Annotated in this window: 38 protein-coding genes; 34 read left to right on the top strand and 4 right to left on the bottom strand. The window is 30.3% G+C overall.

Translation table 11 applies throughout. The annotated features are described in order from the left end of the window. Window positions 1–30: 30 nt before the first annotated feature. Window positions 31–648, bottom strand: coding sequence for a hypothetical protein (locus ASHG_RS03860; RefSeq protein WP_040397637.1), 618 nt, complete (start codon window positions 646–648; stop codon window positions 31–33). An 86-nt stretch (window positions 649–734) separates the two neighbouring features. After that, window positions 735–1,379: a LexA family protein gene (locus ASHG_RS03855; protein WP_040397636.1), complete on the bottom strand. Its 645-nt coding sequence runs from the start codon at window positions 1,377–1,379 to the stop codon at window positions 735–737. A gap of 159 nt (window positions 1,380–1,538) precedes the next feature. On the opposite strand from ASHG_RS03855, the gene ASHG_RS09470 reads away from it, so the two are divergent. Both ASHG_RS09470 and ASHG_RS03850 read left to right on the top strand, forming a co-directional pair. After that, window positions 1,539–1,664: a hypothetical protein gene (locus tag ASHG_RS09470; RefSeq protein WP_262359290.1), complete on the top strand. Its 126-nt coding sequence runs from the start codon at window positions 1,539–1,541 to the stop codon at window positions 1,662–1,664. A gap of 148 nt (window positions 1,665–1,812) precedes the next feature. Beyond that, window positions 1,813–2,016: a hypothetical protein gene (locus ASHG_RS03850; RefSeq protein ID WP_040397635.1), complete on the top strand. Its 204-nt coding sequence runs from the start codon at window positions 1,813–1,815 to the stop codon at window positions 2,014–2,016. Here ASHG_RS03850 and ASHG_RS03845 read toward each other — a convergent pair whose 3' ends face one another. Then, complete coding sequence (locus ASHG_RS03845) at window positions 2,017–2,265, bottom strand: hypothetical protein (RefSeq protein WP_040397633.1); 249 nt, start codon at window positions 2,263–2,265, stop codon at window positions 2,017–2,019. A 74-nt stretch (window positions 2,266–2,339) separates the two neighbouring features. Here ASHG_RS03845 and ASHG_RS03840 point away from each other — a divergent pair, with 74 nt between their 5' ends. Then, the gene (locus ASHG_RS03840) at window positions 2,340–2,546 is read left to right on the top strand and encodes a helix-turn-helix domain-containing protein (protein WP_040397632.1); all 207 of its coding nucleotides are present in this window, start codon (window positions 2,340–2,342) and stop codon (window positions 2,544–2,546) included. Between the two features lie 212 nt (window positions 2,547–2,758). Here the strand turns inward: ASHG_RS03840 and ASHG_RS03835 are convergent, their stop codons facing one another. Then, the gene (locus ASHG_RS03835; RefSeq protein WP_040397630.1) at window positions 2,759–3,331 is read right to left on the bottom strand and encodes a hypothetical protein; all 573 of its coding nucleotides are present in this window, start codon (window positions 3,329–3,331) and stop codon (window positions 2,759–2,761) included. 74 nt (window positions 3,332–3,405) lie between these two features. Here ASHG_RS03835 and ASHG_RS03830 point away from each other — a divergent pair, with 74 nt between their 5' ends. The 31 genes from ASHG_RS03830 to ASHG_RS03695 all read left to right on the top strand — a co-directional run bounded on the left by ASHG_RS03830 (window position 3,406) and on the right by ASHG_RS03695 (window position 14,796). Continuing rightward, entirely contained in the window at window positions 3,406–3,615 is a 210-nt protein-coding gene (locus tag ASHG_RS03830; protein WP_051145882.1) for a helix-turn-helix transcriptional regulator, read from the top strand. 48 nt (window positions 3,616–3,663) lie between these two features. Beyond that, complete coding sequence (locus ASHG_RS03825; RefSeq protein ID WP_040397629.1) at window positions 3,664–4,428, top strand: phage antirepressor; 765 nt, start codon at window positions 3,664–3,666, stop codon at window positions 4,426–4,428. Between the two features lie 5 nt (window positions 4,429–4,433). Continuing rightward, entirely contained in the window at window positions 4,434–4,607 is a 174-nt protein-coding gene (locus ASHG_RS08995) for a hypothetical protein (RefSeq protein ID WP_156981410.1), read from the top strand. A gap of 9 nt (window positions 4,608–4,616) precedes the next feature. Further along, window positions 4,617–4,817, top strand: coding sequence for a hypothetical protein (locus ASHG_RS03820; RefSeq protein ID WP_040397627.1), 201 nt, complete (start codon window positions 4,617–4,619; stop codon window positions 4,815–4,817). A gap of 9 nt (window positions 4,818–4,826) precedes the next feature. Beyond that, window positions 4,827–5,069, top strand: a complete 243-nt coding sequence (locus tag ASHG_RS03815; protein WP_040397626.1) for a hypothetical protein — start codon at window positions 4,827–4,829, stop codon at window positions 5,067–5,069. A 70-nt stretch (window positions 5,070–5,139) separates the two neighbouring features. Continuing rightward, window positions 5,140–5,322 (top strand): hypothetical protein, encoded by a 183-nt coding sequence (locus ASHG_RS03810; protein WP_040397625.1) that lies wholly within the window; start codon window positions 5,140–5,142, stop codon window positions 5,320–5,322. Window positions 5,323–5,324: 2 nt separating this feature from the next. Next, on the top strand, window positions 5,325–5,510 hold the full coding sequence (locus tag ASHG_RS03805) for a hypothetical protein (RefSeq protein ID WP_040397624.1): 186 nt from the start codon (window positions 5,325–5,327) through the stop codon (window positions 5,508–5,510). Window positions 5,511–5,516: 6 nt separating this feature from the next. Beyond that, on the top strand, window positions 5,517–6,455 hold the full coding sequence (locus tag ASHG_RS03800) for a YqaJ viral recombinase family nuclease (protein WP_040397622.1): 939 nt from the start codon (window positions 5,517–5,519) through the stop codon (window positions 6,453–6,455). Between the two features lie 73 nt (window positions 6,456–6,528). Continuing rightward, window positions 6,529–6,756 carry a hypothetical protein gene (locus ASHG_RS03795; protein ID WP_167320520.1) on the top strand — a complete coding sequence of 76 codons (228 nt, stop codon included), beginning with the start codon at window positions 6,529–6,531 and terminating at the stop codon, window positions 6,754–6,756. After that, window positions 6,749–7,636 (top strand): recombinase RecT, encoded by an 888-nt coding sequence (locus ASHG_RS03790; RefSeq protein WP_040397619.1) that lies wholly within the window; start codon window positions 6,749–6,751, stop codon window positions 7,634–7,636. Before ASHG_RS03795 ends, ASHG_RS03790 begins: the two co-directional genes overlap by 8 nt. A gap of 27 nt (window positions 7,637–7,663) precedes the next feature. Further along, the gene (locus tag ASHG_RS03785) at window positions 7,664–8,647 is read left to right on the top strand and encodes a hypothetical protein (RefSeq protein ID WP_040397617.1); all 984 of its coding nucleotides are present in this window, start codon (window positions 7,664–7,666) and stop codon (window positions 8,645–8,647) included. Between the two features lie 4 nt (window positions 8,648–8,651). Next, complete coding sequence (locus ASHG_RS08990) at window positions 8,652–8,819, top strand: hypothetical protein (RefSeq protein ID WP_156981409.1); 168 nt, start codon at window positions 8,652–8,654, stop codon at window positions 8,817–8,819. After that, the gene (locus ASHG_RS03780) at window positions 8,820–9,017 is read left to right on the top strand and encodes a hypothetical protein (RefSeq protein ID WP_040397615.1); all 198 of its coding nucleotides are present in this window, start codon (window positions 8,820–8,822) and stop codon (window positions 9,015–9,017) included. Window positions 9,018–9,034: 17 nt separating this feature from the next. Then, complete coding sequence (locus tag ASHG_RS03775; protein WP_040397614.1) at window positions 9,035–9,661, top strand: hypothetical protein; 627 nt, start codon at window positions 9,035–9,037, stop codon at window positions 9,659–9,661. Next, on the top strand, window positions 9,654–10,136 hold the full coding sequence (locus ASHG_RS03770) for a single-stranded DNA-binding protein (protein ID WP_040397613.1): 483 nt from the start codon (window positions 9,654–9,656) through the stop codon (window positions 10,134–10,136). The genes ASHG_RS03775 and ASHG_RS03770 overlap by 8 nt, the downstream gene beginning before the upstream one ends. A gap of 7 nt (window positions 10,137–10,143) precedes the next feature. Further along, the gene (locus ASHG_RS03765; protein ID WP_040397611.1) at window positions 10,144–10,338 is read left to right on the top strand and encodes a hypothetical protein; all 195 of its coding nucleotides are present in this window, start codon (window positions 10,144–10,146) and stop codon (window positions 10,336–10,338) included. Then, entirely contained in the window at window positions 10,328–10,777 is a 450-nt protein-coding gene (locus tag ASHG_RS08740) for a hypothetical protein (RefSeq protein ID WP_051145881.1), read from the top strand. Before ASHG_RS03765 ends, ASHG_RS08740 begins: the two co-directional genes overlap by 11 nt. A 141-nt stretch (window positions 10,778–10,918) precedes the next feature. Then, window positions 10,919–11,221, top strand: a complete 303-nt coding sequence (locus ASHG_RS03755) for a hypothetical protein (protein WP_051145880.1) — start codon at window positions 10,919–10,921, stop codon at window positions 11,219–11,221. Beyond that, a complete protein-coding gene (locus ASHG_RS08985) occupies window positions 11,218–11,364 on the top strand; it encodes a hypothetical protein (protein ID WP_156981408.1) in 147 nt (48 codons plus the stop codon). The genes ASHG_RS03755 and ASHG_RS08985 overlap by 4 nt, the downstream gene beginning before the upstream one ends. After that, entirely contained in the window at window positions 11,361–11,756 is a 396-nt protein-coding gene (locus ASHG_RS03750) for a YopX family protein (RefSeq protein WP_040397610.1), read from the top strand. Before ASHG_RS08985 ends, ASHG_RS03750 begins: the two co-directional genes overlap by 4 nt. Beyond that, window positions 11,753–11,962 carry a hypothetical protein gene (locus ASHG_RS03745; protein ID WP_040397608.1) on the top strand — a complete coding sequence of 70 codons (210 nt, stop codon included), beginning with the start codon at window positions 11,753–11,755 and terminating at the stop codon, window positions 11,960–11,962. The genes ASHG_RS03750 and ASHG_RS03745 overlap by 4 nt, the downstream gene beginning before the upstream one ends. Further along, window positions 11,959–12,156 carry a hypothetical protein gene (locus ASHG_RS03740; RefSeq protein WP_040397606.1) on the top strand — a complete coding sequence of 66 codons (198 nt, stop codon included), beginning with the start codon at window positions 11,959–11,961 and terminating at the stop codon, window positions 12,154–12,156. The genes ASHG_RS03745 and ASHG_RS03740 overlap by 4 nt, the downstream gene beginning before the upstream one ends. Then, window positions 12,153–12,371 (top strand): hypothetical protein, encoded by a 219-nt coding sequence (locus ASHG_RS03735; RefSeq protein WP_040397604.1) that lies wholly within the window; start codon window positions 12,153–12,155, stop codon window positions 12,369–12,371. The genes ASHG_RS03740 and ASHG_RS03735 overlap by 4 nt, the downstream gene beginning before the upstream one ends. Next, window positions 12,368–12,601, top strand: coding sequence for a hypothetical protein (locus ASHG_RS03730; protein ID WP_040397602.1), 234 nt, complete (start codon window positions 12,368–12,370; stop codon window positions 12,599–12,601). Before ASHG_RS03735 ends, ASHG_RS03730 begins: the two co-directional genes overlap by 4 nt. Window positions 12,602–12,610: 9 nt before the next feature. Continuing rightward, complete coding sequence (locus tag ASHG_RS03725; RefSeq protein WP_040397601.1) at window positions 12,611–12,820, top strand: hypothetical protein; 210 nt, start codon at window positions 12,611–12,613, stop codon at window positions 12,818–12,820. Continuing rightward, window positions 12,817–13,002 carry a hypothetical protein gene (locus ASHG_RS03720; protein WP_040397600.1) on the top strand — a complete coding sequence of 62 codons (186 nt, stop codon included), beginning with the start codon at window positions 12,817–12,819 and terminating at the stop codon, window positions 13,000–13,002. The genes ASHG_RS03725 and ASHG_RS03720 overlap by 4 nt, the downstream gene beginning before the upstream one ends. A 107-nt stretch (window positions 13,003–13,109) precedes the next feature. Beyond that, on the top strand, window positions 13,110–13,511 hold the full coding sequence (locus tag ASHG_RS08735; protein ID WP_208853623.1) for a nucleoside triphosphate pyrophosphohydrolase family protein: 402 nt from the start codon (window positions 13,110–13,112) through the stop codon (window positions 13,509–13,511). After that, window positions 13,501–13,800, top strand: coding sequence for a hypothetical protein (locus ASHG_RS03710; RefSeq protein WP_040397598.1), 300 nt, complete (start codon window positions 13,501–13,503; stop codon window positions 13,798–13,800). The genes ASHG_RS08735 and ASHG_RS03710 overlap by 11 nt, the downstream gene beginning before the upstream one ends. Then, entirely contained in the window at window positions 13,787–14,002 is a 216-nt protein-coding gene (locus ASHG_RS03705) for a DUF3310 domain-containing protein (protein ID WP_040397597.1), read from the top strand. Before ASHG_RS03710 ends, ASHG_RS03705 begins: the two co-directional genes overlap by 14 nt. Next, window positions 13,972–14,316, top strand: coding sequence for a DUF1064 domain-containing protein (locus ASHG_RS03700; protein WP_040397595.1), 345 nt, complete (start codon window positions 13,972–13,974; stop codon window positions 14,314–14,316). The genes ASHG_RS03705 and ASHG_RS03700 overlap by 31 nt, the downstream gene beginning before the upstream one ends. 9 nt (window positions 14,317–14,325) lie before the next feature. Then, the gene (locus ASHG_RS03695) at window positions 14,326–14,796 is read left to right on the top strand and encodes a DUF1492 domain-containing protein (protein WP_040397593.1); all 471 of its coding nucleotides are present in this window, start codon (window positions 14,326–14,328) and stop codon (window positions 14,794–14,796) included. The last annotated feature ends 108 nt before the right edge of the window (window positions 14,797–14,904 follow it).

The following is a 14,904-nucleotide window of genomic DNA, read 5'->3' as shown; positions in this document are numbered from 1 at the left end:
TAATCTGCACTTTATTAGGGGGTTATAAAATTATTTTTGTTTAAATGTGTAATCTACACCACTACCAAATTGTGTTTGTAATCTTACATCGGATTCTGGTTTTTCTAGTGTATAGGTTATATACCAATCTGTGTTTCCGTCCTTTTTAACACTTGTATTTAAAGGGGAGTCATATTCATCAGGAACTTGTCCTTGTCCTCCGTTAAGTGTGTATTCTTGGTTTTCGTCTTCTTGAAATACTTTATAATCAAGCACAAAGGTCATCCAAGGATCAGAAGCTTCTTCTTGTTTGTTTGTAAAGTTTATAGGAATTACTAATATTTTGCTATCATCATATTTGGAATTTGTAATAAATGCATCGCCTGTTTGTTTATAAATAGCATTATTTGTTTCCCAATTAAAATAATTTTTTTCTTGGGTATTTCCTGGTTCTGCTTGGATTTCTTGCTCGTTTGTAGCTGTTTCTTCTTCTTTTTTCTCTTCTTGAATTTCTTCTTCGCTACTTTCTTCCTTGTTACTTTCTACGGATTGAGTTTGCTCAACTTCTTTACTAGGTTCTTCTTTTGTTTCTGTAGCGTTTTTGTCTTGTCCACAAGCTGTTAATATAAAGCTTGCAGCTAATAATATAGATAATAATTTACTTTTCATTTGTTTTCTCCTTTTTATTTTCACATTTTATATTAAAGTTAGTCCCCCATACTAACTTAATAGCGTATTTTAAGTATTATATTTTTCTAAAGCATAACTGAATAAATTACAACTTTACCAATGATACTTATATTATCTTCGATATTAAAAACTAAATCATAATAATAGTCTAGGGTAGAAGACGGCTTAAATATTAATTTAGAATCTTTTTTATAAAAATATTTGACGGCATATTCTCCATCTTTAGTTGAATATACAACTATATCACCACTTTTAAGATCGTTAATACTATCGTAGCTTATTACACCTATAGTTGAACCGTTGGGAATTATTTTATTCATCGATTCGCCGTTTACTTTAAGGAAGAATAATCTTTTGCTTCCTGCATAAGATCCAAGGAGTTCATCTGGTACATAGATATTTGGGACGTCTTTCATACCTTCTATATTTACTGGTGATCCTGCTGATACGTAATCGTCTATGTAAGGGTATTTATTCATTGTTACTGCTTGACCTAGCATTTCTACTGTGTCGTTTTTTTCTCCTGTTAATTCTGATATTGAAATATCATAAAGACTTGCTAGTTTTTTCAAGTTATATAAAGGTGGAGTTGTTTTTCCTTGTTCATAGTAACCATACGCACTTGTAGACATATTTAATTTAAAGGCAACATCTTCTTGTTTAAGTCCTCTATCTTTTCTTAATTGTTTTAATTTATCTTTTATTTGCATTATAATCACCTCTTGACTGTATTTTACAATTAAAAATGGTATTATACAACAATTAAAACGTGTTTTATATAAAAAATACAAGTATAAATTAAAAAAATATTTGACAAATACAATTAAAACGTGTATTATATAATTAACAAATCAAGAAAGGGGGATTGAATGAGTAAAGAAGACAATAAAAAAGATGATCAACTCATAAAATTAGCTTTAGCTACTGCGGTAATCAGTTTAATAGATAAGCTAATTGAGTTAATCATCAAAATAATAGATATAGTTAGGGCATAGCCCTACTATATCAATACTATACTCATTCTATAGAAAAAATGAAAGATGATAGAAATAAACTTTCAAATGTTTTAAAAATTATAATTGGTTTGAATATTTTTAGTATTTTGTTAAGTTTGATTAATTTTTTTAGGTAGGAAGGGGATATATGGAAGAAAAAGTTGATAATAAAGAAGTTGAAGTGCAAATTAAGTTGAAAGATGGATGTATATCTATTGAAAATAAATCAAATAATATAATAAGGATTGATTCTTACGGAAATATTGAGATTATAAATAAGAACTTAGATAGAAAAGAAAATAAGGACAATATTAAAGAATATCGTCCCTATATCACTTTTGAAAAATATTAATTATGAAATTTTGAATCCGTTTTGCTCGAGAACTTCCAATGTAGCTACTATAGAAATATTTACACTAGCCTTTATAGTTTTGTAAATTGATTCATATATAGCTTTTGATTCATCTGCATTTAAGCTTGAATTTTCAAGAGTTTTCTTGATTTCTTTTAGGTCGGCTGATAGTTGTGTATCAGAATTTGAGCTATTATCTAAAGAAGAATTGATCCAATTATTAATGTATTTTGCCAAGTCTTGATTCATAGGGCACCTCCTTTCTTGTTTGATAATATTATACTTAAAAAAATAATTATATACAATATATTGTGGAGGAAAAAATGGGAAATACTACGAGTAGTAGACTAAAGTTTTATAGGAGAAAAAAAGGACTGAGCAAAAATAAGGTTTCAAAAATTTTAGGTTGTCATATTAATACTTATTATTTGTATGAAAAGGGCGATTTGGAATTGCCTGTAAGATATGCAAAAAAACTTGGTGAATTTTATGAAATTGATTGGTGGTTGTTATATGAAGAAAAAAGATAATAAAACTTTTAAAAAAGGAAAAGATAAAAAAGAGCCTTTGCTTGTTAGGCTCAGGCTCGGAAACAAAACTTTTACTAATTATCTTCGTACTGTTTGTAAAAATCGTTGAGCCAATCATCAACAGTATAGGATCAGGTAATTAAAAAGGAGGAGTAATGGATTTATTAATTCTTGTAATGTTAGTAATACATTTGATTATGAATTCTATTATTTTATTTAGACTTAATAGGGATGACTGAGAATGATTTTTCTTTTGAAAAGAAAGTAAGCCTTTCATTAGCAGTGATTTTTATTGTTGTTTCTGCGTTAATCTCATCAAAATAATAGGTTAGATTTAGATAATCATTTGGTTTGATTATTAAGTTAGATGTTTCTGATGGATATTCGTAAGATTGGGCATATTCAGGCATTGTGAATGAACTTACTAAATCACTTGTATTAAGCAAGTTCCCAAACAAAGGGTCTTTTGGTTTTGGCTTTGGTTTATTTTGTTCTGATTTTTGCTTGTAATAAGCGTCAATATCAAAGTTATCTGGATAATATTTACTTTTTGTTTTGGTTGAAAAGAATTCTATCTTATTGATTAAAAGTGATTTTATTGAATTGTTGAATAATGAAAAATTGATTCTTATTTTATTTGAGATAGGTTCATATTCTACATCAGTTATCGTTATTTCAAATCTATTTATTTTATTAGATTTTATAACTGAATAGATTGATAGAAAGAGGGCTATTATTGAAATAATTGTAGATATTATTTCTGAATTATTTTTTAAAAATGACATAGTTTTCTCCTGGGTGTTTTATTTATATTATACCATTGGAGACTAAGAAAAGATTTAAGGGGGTGGTTATTATTGTGAACAATATTAAATTATTAAGGGCTTATAAGGGTGTAAGTCAAAAAGAAGTGGCTGATGCAATAGGTATTAGCCAACAAACATTAAGCAAGGTTGAAAATTCAGACAATATGAATTTAAAGACTGCAAAGAAAATTGCTGATTATTTCGGTGTTGGTTTAGACGATATTTTTTTAAATAAAAATACAATTAAAACGTGTTTTGAATAAAATATAGACGAACTTAAACCTATATTAATTGTTAAGGAGGAAGAATGAATGAAAGATTTAAAAATTTTTAAAAACAATGAGTTTGGACAGATAAGAACTGTTATAGATGAAAATAACGAGCCTTGGTTTGTAGCTATAGATATATGTAGTGCGTTAGAACTAACTAATCCAACAGTTGCTGTCAGTAGATTGGACGATGATGAGAAGGCTAAGTTCAACTTAGGGTTATCTGGTGGAGCTACTAATGTGGTTAATGAGTATGGATTATATAATTTGATTTTAGCAAGTAGAAAAAAAGAAGCTAAACAGTTTAAAAGATGGATTACTCATGAAGTCATACCAGCTATAAGAAAAGACGGTGGCTATATGCTAGCTAATAAAAATGATAGTGAAGAAGAAATTATGGCAAAAGCCGTTCTTATTGCACAAAAAAGCATGGAAAGATTAAAGCTTGAAAATAAACAAAAAGACCAAATAATCGGTGAGTTAAAACCAAAGGCTGATTATGTAGATAAAATTTTACAAAACAAATCTTTAATAAAGGTTAGTGCTATAGCAAAAGATTATGGAATGAGTGCTCAGGAAATGAATAAACTCTTACATGAGTTAAGAATCCAATATAACCAAGGCGGACAATGGCTTTTATATGCAAAGATACAAGATAAGGGATATACAAGCTCTGAAACTCACTCTTACCAAAAGAAAGATGGAACTACAGATGTAAGGCTACTTACTAAGTGGACACAAAAGGGAAGAATTTTCTTGTATGACGAATTAAAGAAAAATGGCTACTTACCAATGATAGAAAGGTAGAAAATATGAATATTAGACAATTAAAAAAGATTTTAGATAAATATGACGATGATACAAGAATAACAATTTTTATAGAAGCAGAAGATATACAAGATGTATTTGAATTTGAAGGTGTAGGAGAGATTGAAAATAAAAGTGCAATATTCTTTTACGGTAAAGAATTTGATCAAGTGGAGTAGGAGGAAGAAATGGAAAGCATAATTGGAATATCAGAAGCTGCAAAAAGGCTTGGCAAGGGGGAGCAACAAGTTAGAGAAATGTTAAAAAATAATAAATGCACATTTGGTATTGCATATAAGAGAGAGGGGTCAACAAGACACACATACAAAATTGATAAAAACGCACTAGATAGATGTTTAAAAGGCGAACAAAATTTATTTAAAAATTAGGAGGAAGTTATGGAAAATAAAAAAGTTAGAAAAAGAAGCGAAGTAAAGGAAATATGGGACGGAACAAAATATACAAAACTAGATTTGATACTAGCAGCAAAACCTGAAAGAGATAGAAAAAGAGATCGTATGTTTTTAATATTTGTAAGTCTATTAAGCCTAATATTAGCGTTATTCGGTAGGAATGAAGTTATACAAACAAGCGGGATATTTACAATGTTTATAGCTTGCATAGGGTCAATTAGGGCATAAAAATAAGCCGACGCAAATCGGCTTTAATGAAATTTGTTTATGGAACTATTATACATGATTTGGAGAAAAAATGGAAGATATAAAAGAAATTATAAAAGATTGGAAGACTGAATTTATAGAGAAAAGAATTATTCTTTTGGAAAAAAATGGTGCAAATTTAGATAATAGTAATTTTTTAAAAGCATTAGATAAGGAACTGGAAAGACGAGATAGGCAGTTGATAGCAATGCTCGGAGATTTATATGAGGTGTAAAAATGATAGAGGTTAAATTTAAAGTCCCAATAAAGGCAAGAGCACAGGTAGCAGCTTATGAAGATAGTGATCCTGATGATATCTTGCAAGCGATAAAAGATGAAATACTTATGTGGGACATAGAAGATGTAGAAAAAAGCGATATTGAAATTGAATATGACAGCATAGAAGAAGTGGAAGATTATTGATAAGTTATGAAAAATATTGCAAATATTACCAAACTAACAAGAAAAGAATGGCTAGAGTTAAGACGTAAAGGAATAGGCGGGAGTGATTGTGCCGCTGCTTGTGGTCTTAATCCTTGGAAGAGTAAGGCACAATTATTTTTTGAAAAGACTGGGCAAATTGAAGGCTCTTTAGAAGATAATGAGATTTTAAGGCAAGGGCGAGACCTTGAAGAATATGTGGCAAAAAGATTTTGTGAAGCGACAGGAAAAAAGGTAAGACGAAATAATTTCATGATGGTAGATAATGAATATCCATTCATGCTTGCTGATATAGACCGAGAGGTTGTAGGAGAAAAAGCAATCCTAGAATGTAAAACAACAAGTCCTTATGGAAAAAGCAATTGGGAAGATGGAGAAATACCGATCCAATACGAACTCCAATGCCACCATTATATGGCAGTAACGGGGGCTGAGAAATGTTATATAGCTTGTCTGATATTTTCAACTGATTTTATAATTCGAGAAATCAAAAGAGACGAAGAAATTATAGACATGATAAGAAAACAAGAAGGGGAGTTTTGGAACGATTATGTACTAGCAAATGAAGTGCCAGCACCAGACGGAACTAGTCTTTATGATGATAGTCTCAAAAAACGATTTAAAGGTGGCATAGAAGAAACAAAAACAATCGAGATAGGCAATGATACCTTTAAGGACTATATCGACCGTAAAAGTTTAATTAAAGAACTAGAAAAACAAAATAAGGAGATAGAACAGACGATAAAACTCCAAATGGAAGATTTTAATTATGGAGAAAATGAATTTTTGACTGTATCTTATAAGCCTTATATTTCTAATAGATTTGACAGTAAGAAATTTAAAGAAGACGAACCAGAACTTTATAAGAAATATGTAAAACAGAGTGAAGGAAGAAGATTTTATTTGAAGGAGAAAGTAAATGAATAAAAAAGATAGTAGGAATGGCGGCGAGTTATTGAACGAAATGTTGTTAGAGATACTAAAGAGTTCAATGCATAAAATGCTAGATGTTATGTGGGATGGCAGCGAAGAAAAATTGATGGAGAATTTTGAAATGACAATTAGTAAACCATTTAATGAACTTCATCCTACACTTTTTGATTCAATGCTAGTAGCAGGACTGGCAGGGGCTGTTCTAGCTGCGAAATACGGAAAAGACGAAAAAGAGTTGATGAATATATTGAAAAATAACGACGCACTATTTGTAAAGGAGATTAAGAATGACTAACGCAAAAAACGCACTAAAGAAAAATGCACAAAACAAAACGCCAGCACAAAGAAAACAAGATACGGTTAGGGGATTGCTTACAAGTATGAAAAGCCAAATTCAAATGGCTTTGCCTAAGTATATGCCAACAGAAAAGTTTATTAGGACTGCACTTACTGCAATTAATTCAAATCCTAAGCTTGCAAATTGTGATTCTACAAGCTTACTTGCAGCAATAATGAATTCGGCTCAACTAGGGCTTGAATTTAATACTCCACTTGGGGAAGCTTACTTAATTCCTTATGGGAACAAAGTTAATTTTCAAGTGGGCTATCAAGGACTTTTAAAGCTTGCATATAATACTGGACAATTTAAAAGAATAACTGCAAGAGAAGTAAGAAAAAATGAAGATTTTTATTTGAATTATGGAACAGGAGAAGTAAAGCATGAGCCTTGTTTAGCTGGAGATAGTGGAGATGTTATAGGTTACTATGCAATTTACCAAACCAAAGACGGTGGTCAAGATATTTTTTATATGAGTAAGGCAGATGCCGAAAGGTACGGAAGAACATATTCAAAAACCTATAACAACGGACCTTGGCAAACAAATTTTGATTCTATGGCTAAAAAGTCAGCACTTATTCAAGTTCTAAAATACGCACCTAAAGCGATTGAAAGTAATAGTTTGGTTCAAGCTACAAGTTTTGATAATGCTGAATTTAAGGACTATAAAAAGCAAGATGACGGATCAATTGAATTTGATGTTGATTATGAAGTGGAAGTTGAAGAAGACAAGAAAGAAGCTCCAAAGAATGTAGACAAGGAAACGGGAGAAATAAAGAGTGAGGATATAGCTCAAACGGGATTTTTTGAAGATGGGTTTGAACCTGTAAGTGAATAGGTTGAGTTTTGAAGAAAGGAGGTGCTGATGGCTAAAACAATAATTGAACGTGAATTTTGGAATGATGAACAAATTATTGATGAGTATAGCCCAGAGGACAAGTTATTTATGATGTACTTGTTGACTTGTCCGAGGGGCAATGCCCTTGGGATATTCAAGCTACCTATAAAGCTTATAGCTTTTGAAATAGGCTACAGTCCAGAGGCTGTAAGAACTTTAGTAGATAGGTTTATGAATAAATACAACCGAATTAATTATGATTACAAGTCCCAAGAAATAGCAATTTATAGAGCCTTAAAATATACAGTTTCTAAGGGCGGAAAGCCTATTGAAGATATGATGAGGCAACTTTTATCAGAAGTTACGGTTACAGAAAACATAATTAAGGTTCACAAAGTTATGTCAGATTGGTGGTTAAAATCTAATAGATCAGTAGACAAAATGATTAAGTCTTTGATGGAAGAAGAAATAGAAAAAAGAAGTGCTATATCTAATGTTAATGTTAATGTTAATGATTATGTTAATGATAATGTTAATGTTAATGATTATACGTACCCCGTATCGTACCACGATACGTCAGAAGTTGAAGATTTCAACACTCCAAGTAGTAAAGATGAATCGTGTAACGATAGGGAGGACGATACGTCTAGCGATACGTGGAATAAAAAAATAATAAGTGTTTGGAATTCTCTTGATAAAAATATCCCCAGAATACAAACATTAAATGCAAATACACAAAGATATAACATGTTAAAGGCAAGGATAAATGAACATGGTTTGGATACTGTAATTAAAGCTATTAAAAGTATTGATCAAAGTAAATTTCTTAAAGGATATGTGAGTGATTTTAGGATAACTATTGATTGGTTTATTAAACCTAATAATTTTATAAAGGTTTTGGAAGGCAATTATAACGACAAGAAACAAAACTCTAGTCTTAAAGATGAATACAAAAGTTATGCAGAGAAAGCAAGGGCAAAGAGATTTGAAAGAATTATGAATGAAAGGTAAGTAAATGAAATATTTAGTTAAATTTAAAGATGGAAGAAAAACAACTGTATTTTACGAAGGTAGTTTAAATAATATGTGTTTTGATGATATGGGTTATTTAAGGGGAGATAATTTTATTATAAACCTAAATGATGTAATTTATATTATCCCTTTTACAGGAGAAGAAGAGTAAATGAAATTTATTAGATGCAAGGACAAGGAAAATATAGAGGTTTTTATAAATTTGGAGAATGTTGCAAAGATTAATAAGAACAACCACAAGGAGAAAGGGTGTACTTATCACCTTTTCGTCCTAGATAGTGGGGAAGTAGTTAAGGTTAAGGCAGGAACTATTAAAAATAATTTTAATGTTTTAGAAGTTGTGAAGTAAACATTTAGGAGAAATGAATGATTGATAAAGTAGTAAGAGTAGATAATTACAAGGGATATATGTATTTCATAAAACACATTTACCAAGATAAAGAATACGACAATATTTTTAGAGAAATGTTAGAAGGAGTTCTTATGTCGACTAATTGGTATAACGGATATGTGATTTTACCAGATGATCATGAATTAGTTGATAAGTTTTACTGGGATTTTAAAAAAGAGTACGACATAGAGGTTCATGGAGGAATAACTTTTTCAGATTATTTGAGTAGAATTATGGATTTAGAGGACATGGATCTTGAAGATGGATATGTACTTGGTTTTGATTGTAACCATGCAGGGGATAATCCTGCACATTGCAACCAAGGATACGTAGAAAATGAATGTAAAAAGCTTATAGACCAATTAATAAATCTTGATGATTGCAGAAAAGATAATAAAAATGAATCGGAAGTTATTAGGAATATTGATTGCAAAACTAGATTAGTTGTTAAACATGTATTAAGTGATAAAGCCTTTTGGGTGATTGAGGAAAACCACGAGGGCGAATGGGTTGAAGTTTTAAAGATTTGTGAAAATCAAGCTGATGTTGATTCTGTTGTTAATTTTTATTTGGAAAATAGGAGAAGGAGTTTATATGAATAAGGTTTTGCTGATCGGCAGACTCACCAAAGATCCTGATTTAAAATATACACAATCGGGTATGGCAGTTTGCCAATTTACTTTGGCAGTAAATAAGAATTTATCTAAGGACAAAAAAGAGGAATTAGAAGCACAAAATAAACCGACTGCTGATTTTCCTAGAATTATTGTTTGGGGAAAGATGGGCGAAAATGCTAGTAGATATCTAAAAAAGGGCAGTCAATGTGCAATTGATGGATCAATTCAGACTGGATCTTATGAAGATAATAACGGTAATAGAGTTTTTACCACGGACATTGTCGCTCAACATGTCGAATTTCTTACTAGAACAATGCAGGACGGGGCGGATAATAAATCTAATACAAATAGTAGTCAAGGTTATCAAAATCAATCTAGAGGCAATTACGGAGCAAATAATAATGTTTTCTTTGATGATGATTTCCAAGAGGTGCAAGATGAGGGGAGGATTCCATTTTAGGTGAATTATGGAAAAATTATATTTTATGGTAACGGCAGATGAATTGGAGTGGCCTATTGCTGTTGGTAATAGTATTGAGGAATTAGCAAAAGACAGTGGTAAGAATAAGATGACTATTTATTCTAAGATGAGAAATCAAAGGAAAGGTTTAAATAGTAGAGGGTATAAGGTTGAAGTTGTGGAGGTGGAAGATGAAAACTAATGAATTTATAAAAAGAGTTGACGAGTTAGGGTTTAAGGCTCATAAGGGAGTTACATGTATAGATATAGTTAGTGATGGATTTACTGTTGCTAAAGTATCTACGTATCGAGTATATGTTATTAATTCTTTCTGTTTTGTAGATGTTGAATGGACAAATCAAGACAAACTTTTTAACCTTATTGTTGAGTATGCAAAGACTCCTATTGAGGATAGAAAGGAAGAAACTAGGTTTTATTTGAAACATAGGTATTTTAAATGTACTAACGGAGATAGTAGATATTTTCAAATTTATGAGTCAGATGGCACTCCATGGTTAAACGCTATGTATACAGTCATGGGGTATAAGAAACAATTCACCCTTAAAGAGATTGAGAATATGGGAGAAAAGTTTCATACAAATTTTGAAGACTTTGAGTTGGTGGAGGTTGAAGATGAGTAGTTTTTTTATTGATTTTGCTTTAGTTATTTTTTGGCTTGTAAGCTATTTTAGTGGAACAAATAAATTAAAATTAATTTTCGAAATAGTTTTATTCCTTTTTATAAGAGATGCTTTTAAAAAGGAGGAAGAGAGGTCAAAAAAATGACGCTAAAACCAACTAAAGATGTTAAAGAATATGAGAAATACGGGTTTAAAAAGTGTAAAGGTAGTTATGGCAAAAATGGTTGCTATTACTTATGCGTGGCTAAAGGTTGTAAAATGATTTTTCTAAGTAAAGAAATGATTGATATTATAGATTGGTCTGATAGCGACCCAAGAATACACAAAAGACCGAATTGTAGATATAGCGATACAAGGACAGCTTTAGATATTATTACAAGTCTTGCAATTAATGGAATGATTATGACAGAATATCCGATTATAGAATGGGAGAAAAAAATATGAAATATAAAATTACAGCAAATTTAGACTTTACTGAAGATGTTTTAGAGTTAGACGATGATTTAACCGAAGAAGAAGTTGAAAAAGAATTGTACGAGTATGTGATGAGTTTCTTTAGTTGGGATTATAGGGAGGTGGAAGAATGATACCTAAATTTAGAGCATATTTTAATAAATACAAAAGAATGATTTATAGCATTGGAGTTGTGAATGAAAACACCATTTTAGTTGATTTTAATGGAGATGGAAATTTAGAAACTATATTTCTTACAAATGATATAAGTTTAATGCAATCTATAGGTTTAAAAGATGAAAATGGAGTGGATATATACGAAGGTGACATCGTGGAATACAGGGACGGTGAAGAATCGTTTAAAGGCGAAGTTATTATTAATTGCTTTGGAGCATATGTAAAAACTAAAAATGACTATATCAGATTTGAAGATTTTTCAGATGAAACTACTAGGCTTGCTGGCAATTGTTATGTAGTAGGAAATATTTACGAAGATCAAGAATTATTAGAAGAGGTAAAAGAATGATTGTAAGACTTTATTATGATGATTGTAGACACTATTCTGATGAGGATTATCCTTGTAAGATTATAAAAGCTGACAATGTAAATGATTTTTGGGATGATTGGTATTGTGATGATGATGTAATTAATTGCAGTAGCGAGAATAGTTCTTATTTGCAATATTTAAGAAAAGATAGAGTTATTGAAATTTGGATAGGAGAAGAAAAATGATATTAAAAATTAAATTTAATTATGCTTGTGAAGTCCAAGTTAGTGAAGAGGAAATGGTTAATATAAAAAAGAGTTTTGATGATGAGGACGTCATTTTTGAATTAACTGAAGATGTTAATGAAATATTTTTAGCTGATGATGGAAGAACAGAAGTTGGTATGATTTCAAATTTTAATTATGAGGTTGAAAAATGAGTGATAAAAAATACCCTGTAATGATGACTAGAAAAGAAATAGAAGTGATTAGTAGCATTATTGACTGTTATATTGAATCTTGTACGAAGAATAGCTATATTATCCCTGATTCAGATATAGTGTTGCAATTGAACTTGAAATTAAAATATAGAATTACAGATGTTAAGGCAGAAGAAGCATTTGCGAAATTGATGGATATGGGGATTAAAAAATGAACAAGGAAGAATTTGAGAAAGAAGCTTATAAAAGAGGTTATAACACTAAAGCTTTAATAAAAAAGTGGATAGAATTAAATCCTAAAGAAGAATACATGGAAGAAGATTTAAAGGAAGTTTATTATTTTGACTATTTAAAAACAGATACAGGAATGAGACGTGTAGTTAATAGGGATGGCAGTAGTAGTTTAACTACAAAGAAATGGCAATACGATGAAAGACATTTATAAGGTGGAAGAATGTATACAATCAAAGTTGTTTTAAAAGAAGCTGAAAATGGAGCCGATACTTTTATAATAGGAAGGGTTTTGCATTATGAAATTATGGAACATTTTAGAAGAGAGGGATTTCATAATATCCCCATAGGTGCTACTTTAAGAATAGAAGATTACGATGAAGGTGTTTGGAAGTTTGAATTGGATAAAATAAAGGAATGGAGTGTCGAATGAAAAAAAGCATTAAATATAAATTAATTAAAACGATTAAAAAAATATTTAAAATAAAAAGCCCTAGTGTTAACTATATGTGCAAGTTAGTGCCATTAGCTCAGTTGGTAGAGCACCAAATAAAAAGCCCTAGTGTTAACTATACGTCCCATTATGACGATGAAGAAAAAGGGAGAAAATTATAATGCAAAGATTAATTAAACTAATTGAACTAATTGAACAATGGGCTATTGATCGTAGCCTTGATAAAAAGGGGACTGTTGAAGGTCAGGTTATCAAGACAGCAGAAGAAGTGTCAGAACTTATCATAGCTATTAGTAAAAACAATGTTAAGGATATCAAAGATGCTATTGGAGATGTGTTTGTTACTTTGGTTGTAGGATGTTTAATTTGTGACCGTAGACAAAATTTATTAAATGCCATCTATCTTTTAAATAGATCTGAAGAAATAGGTGAATATGCAGATAAGTATGAGTATATAAAAAATCTGATGTGTGATTGTGCGTCTTTACTTGTTGACAAACACTACAATCAAGACATCCATATGCTACTTACTAGAATTATTATGGTAGCAGAGTTTTATGATTTAGAATTTATCGACTGCGTAGAAAGTGCCTATAGCGAGATAGCAAACAGAAAAGGTGTTATAAAAAATGGTAGCTTTGTAAAAGAGAGTGATTTGAATGAGAATTAGAAAAAATATTTACACCAAAAAAGATGTAGATATTATTAGAAAAACTGAATTTGAAGAAGGGAAAAACATAGGGCTTGATATAGCCCTGCAACAATTAATTGTTATACCCATGATGTTTTTACGAGATAAAGAGGGATATGGGGGAGGCAGATTAGAAAACTTTATTGATTATTTTAAAATGACTATGGATTGTTTAGATGATGATAGTGTTAGTTTAAAAGATATTACAGATACTTTGGAGAAAGAAACGAAAATTAGTTTTAAGGGGATTTTTAATGAAAGAGATTAGACCAGGCTATTATAAATCAAACGGGATTGAAGCTTTTGATGTAATAGATGCATTTAACTTTAATTTTAATATTGGTAATGCTTTTAAGTATATAGCTAGGGCAGGTAAAAAAGGTGATAAGGTAGAAGATTTAAGAAAGGATATAACATATTTAAATAGGGAGATCGGAAAGTGCCAAGATACAGTAAATATAGAGCAGTAAAAACTGAAATTGGCGGCATTAAATTTGATAGCAAGAAAGAAGCTAAAAGGTATAAGGAATTAAAGCTTCTTGAAAAAGGAAAGGCTATTTCTTGTTTAGAGTTACAACCGAGTTTTGAGCTTATTCCTAAACAAATTCATAATGGGAAAACTATCAGAAAAGTTGTTTATAAGGCTGATTTTAAATATTTTGATAATAATAAAAAGATATGGATTGTTGAAGATGTAAAAGGTTTCAAAACTGATGTATACAAGCTTAAAAAGAAGATGTTTTTGTTTAAGTATGGGAATGAGTTTAAATTTTTGGAAACATAAGGAGAAATAATGGTTTATAGGAAAAGAAAAAGCGTGTTAGAGGTCAAGAACGAGATTGAAAGGGAAAGTGTTAAGAAAAGATTAAAAAAATATAAATATGACCTAGATTATATCGATATGAAAATCGATAAAAGGAATAATTTAAGAGCAAGTATTGATGGTATTAAGGCTTGTATGTCTGATAGTGAAGCAGTCCAAGGTGGTGGGTCTACACAGGAAGAAAAAATAATAAAAGTTATTGATAAGATAAATTATATTGATAGGGAAATAGCGGAAATAAGGCTTGAAAATGCTGATATAAGGTATGCCCTTAAAAATTTAAAAGATGATGATTATAGATCTATTGTGTATCACATTTGGATTAACAACGATATGACTATGGAGCAAATGGGGAATAAGCTACATTTAAGTAAATCTGCTATTTGGAAGAAGTCTGATCATGCTTTAAAAGCTATTAATAAAATACTTAAAGAATATTAAATATAATTTAAGGTAAACAAGAAGTGAATGACAATCTTATCTTTAGATGATATATTATTAAGTGTTAAAATATAAGCCGTTATCAAAACGGCTATGGAGTTGTAAAGT

Source organism: Anaerococcus senegalensis JC48 (assembly GCF_000321005.1).
GTDB classification, from domain to species: domain Bacteria; phylum Bacillota; class Clostridia; order Tissierellales; family Peptoniphilaceae; genus Anaerococcus; species Anaerococcus senegalensis.
Note: the sequence above shows the minus strand (reverse complement) of the source record. Positions and strands in the feature narration are given on the sequence as shown.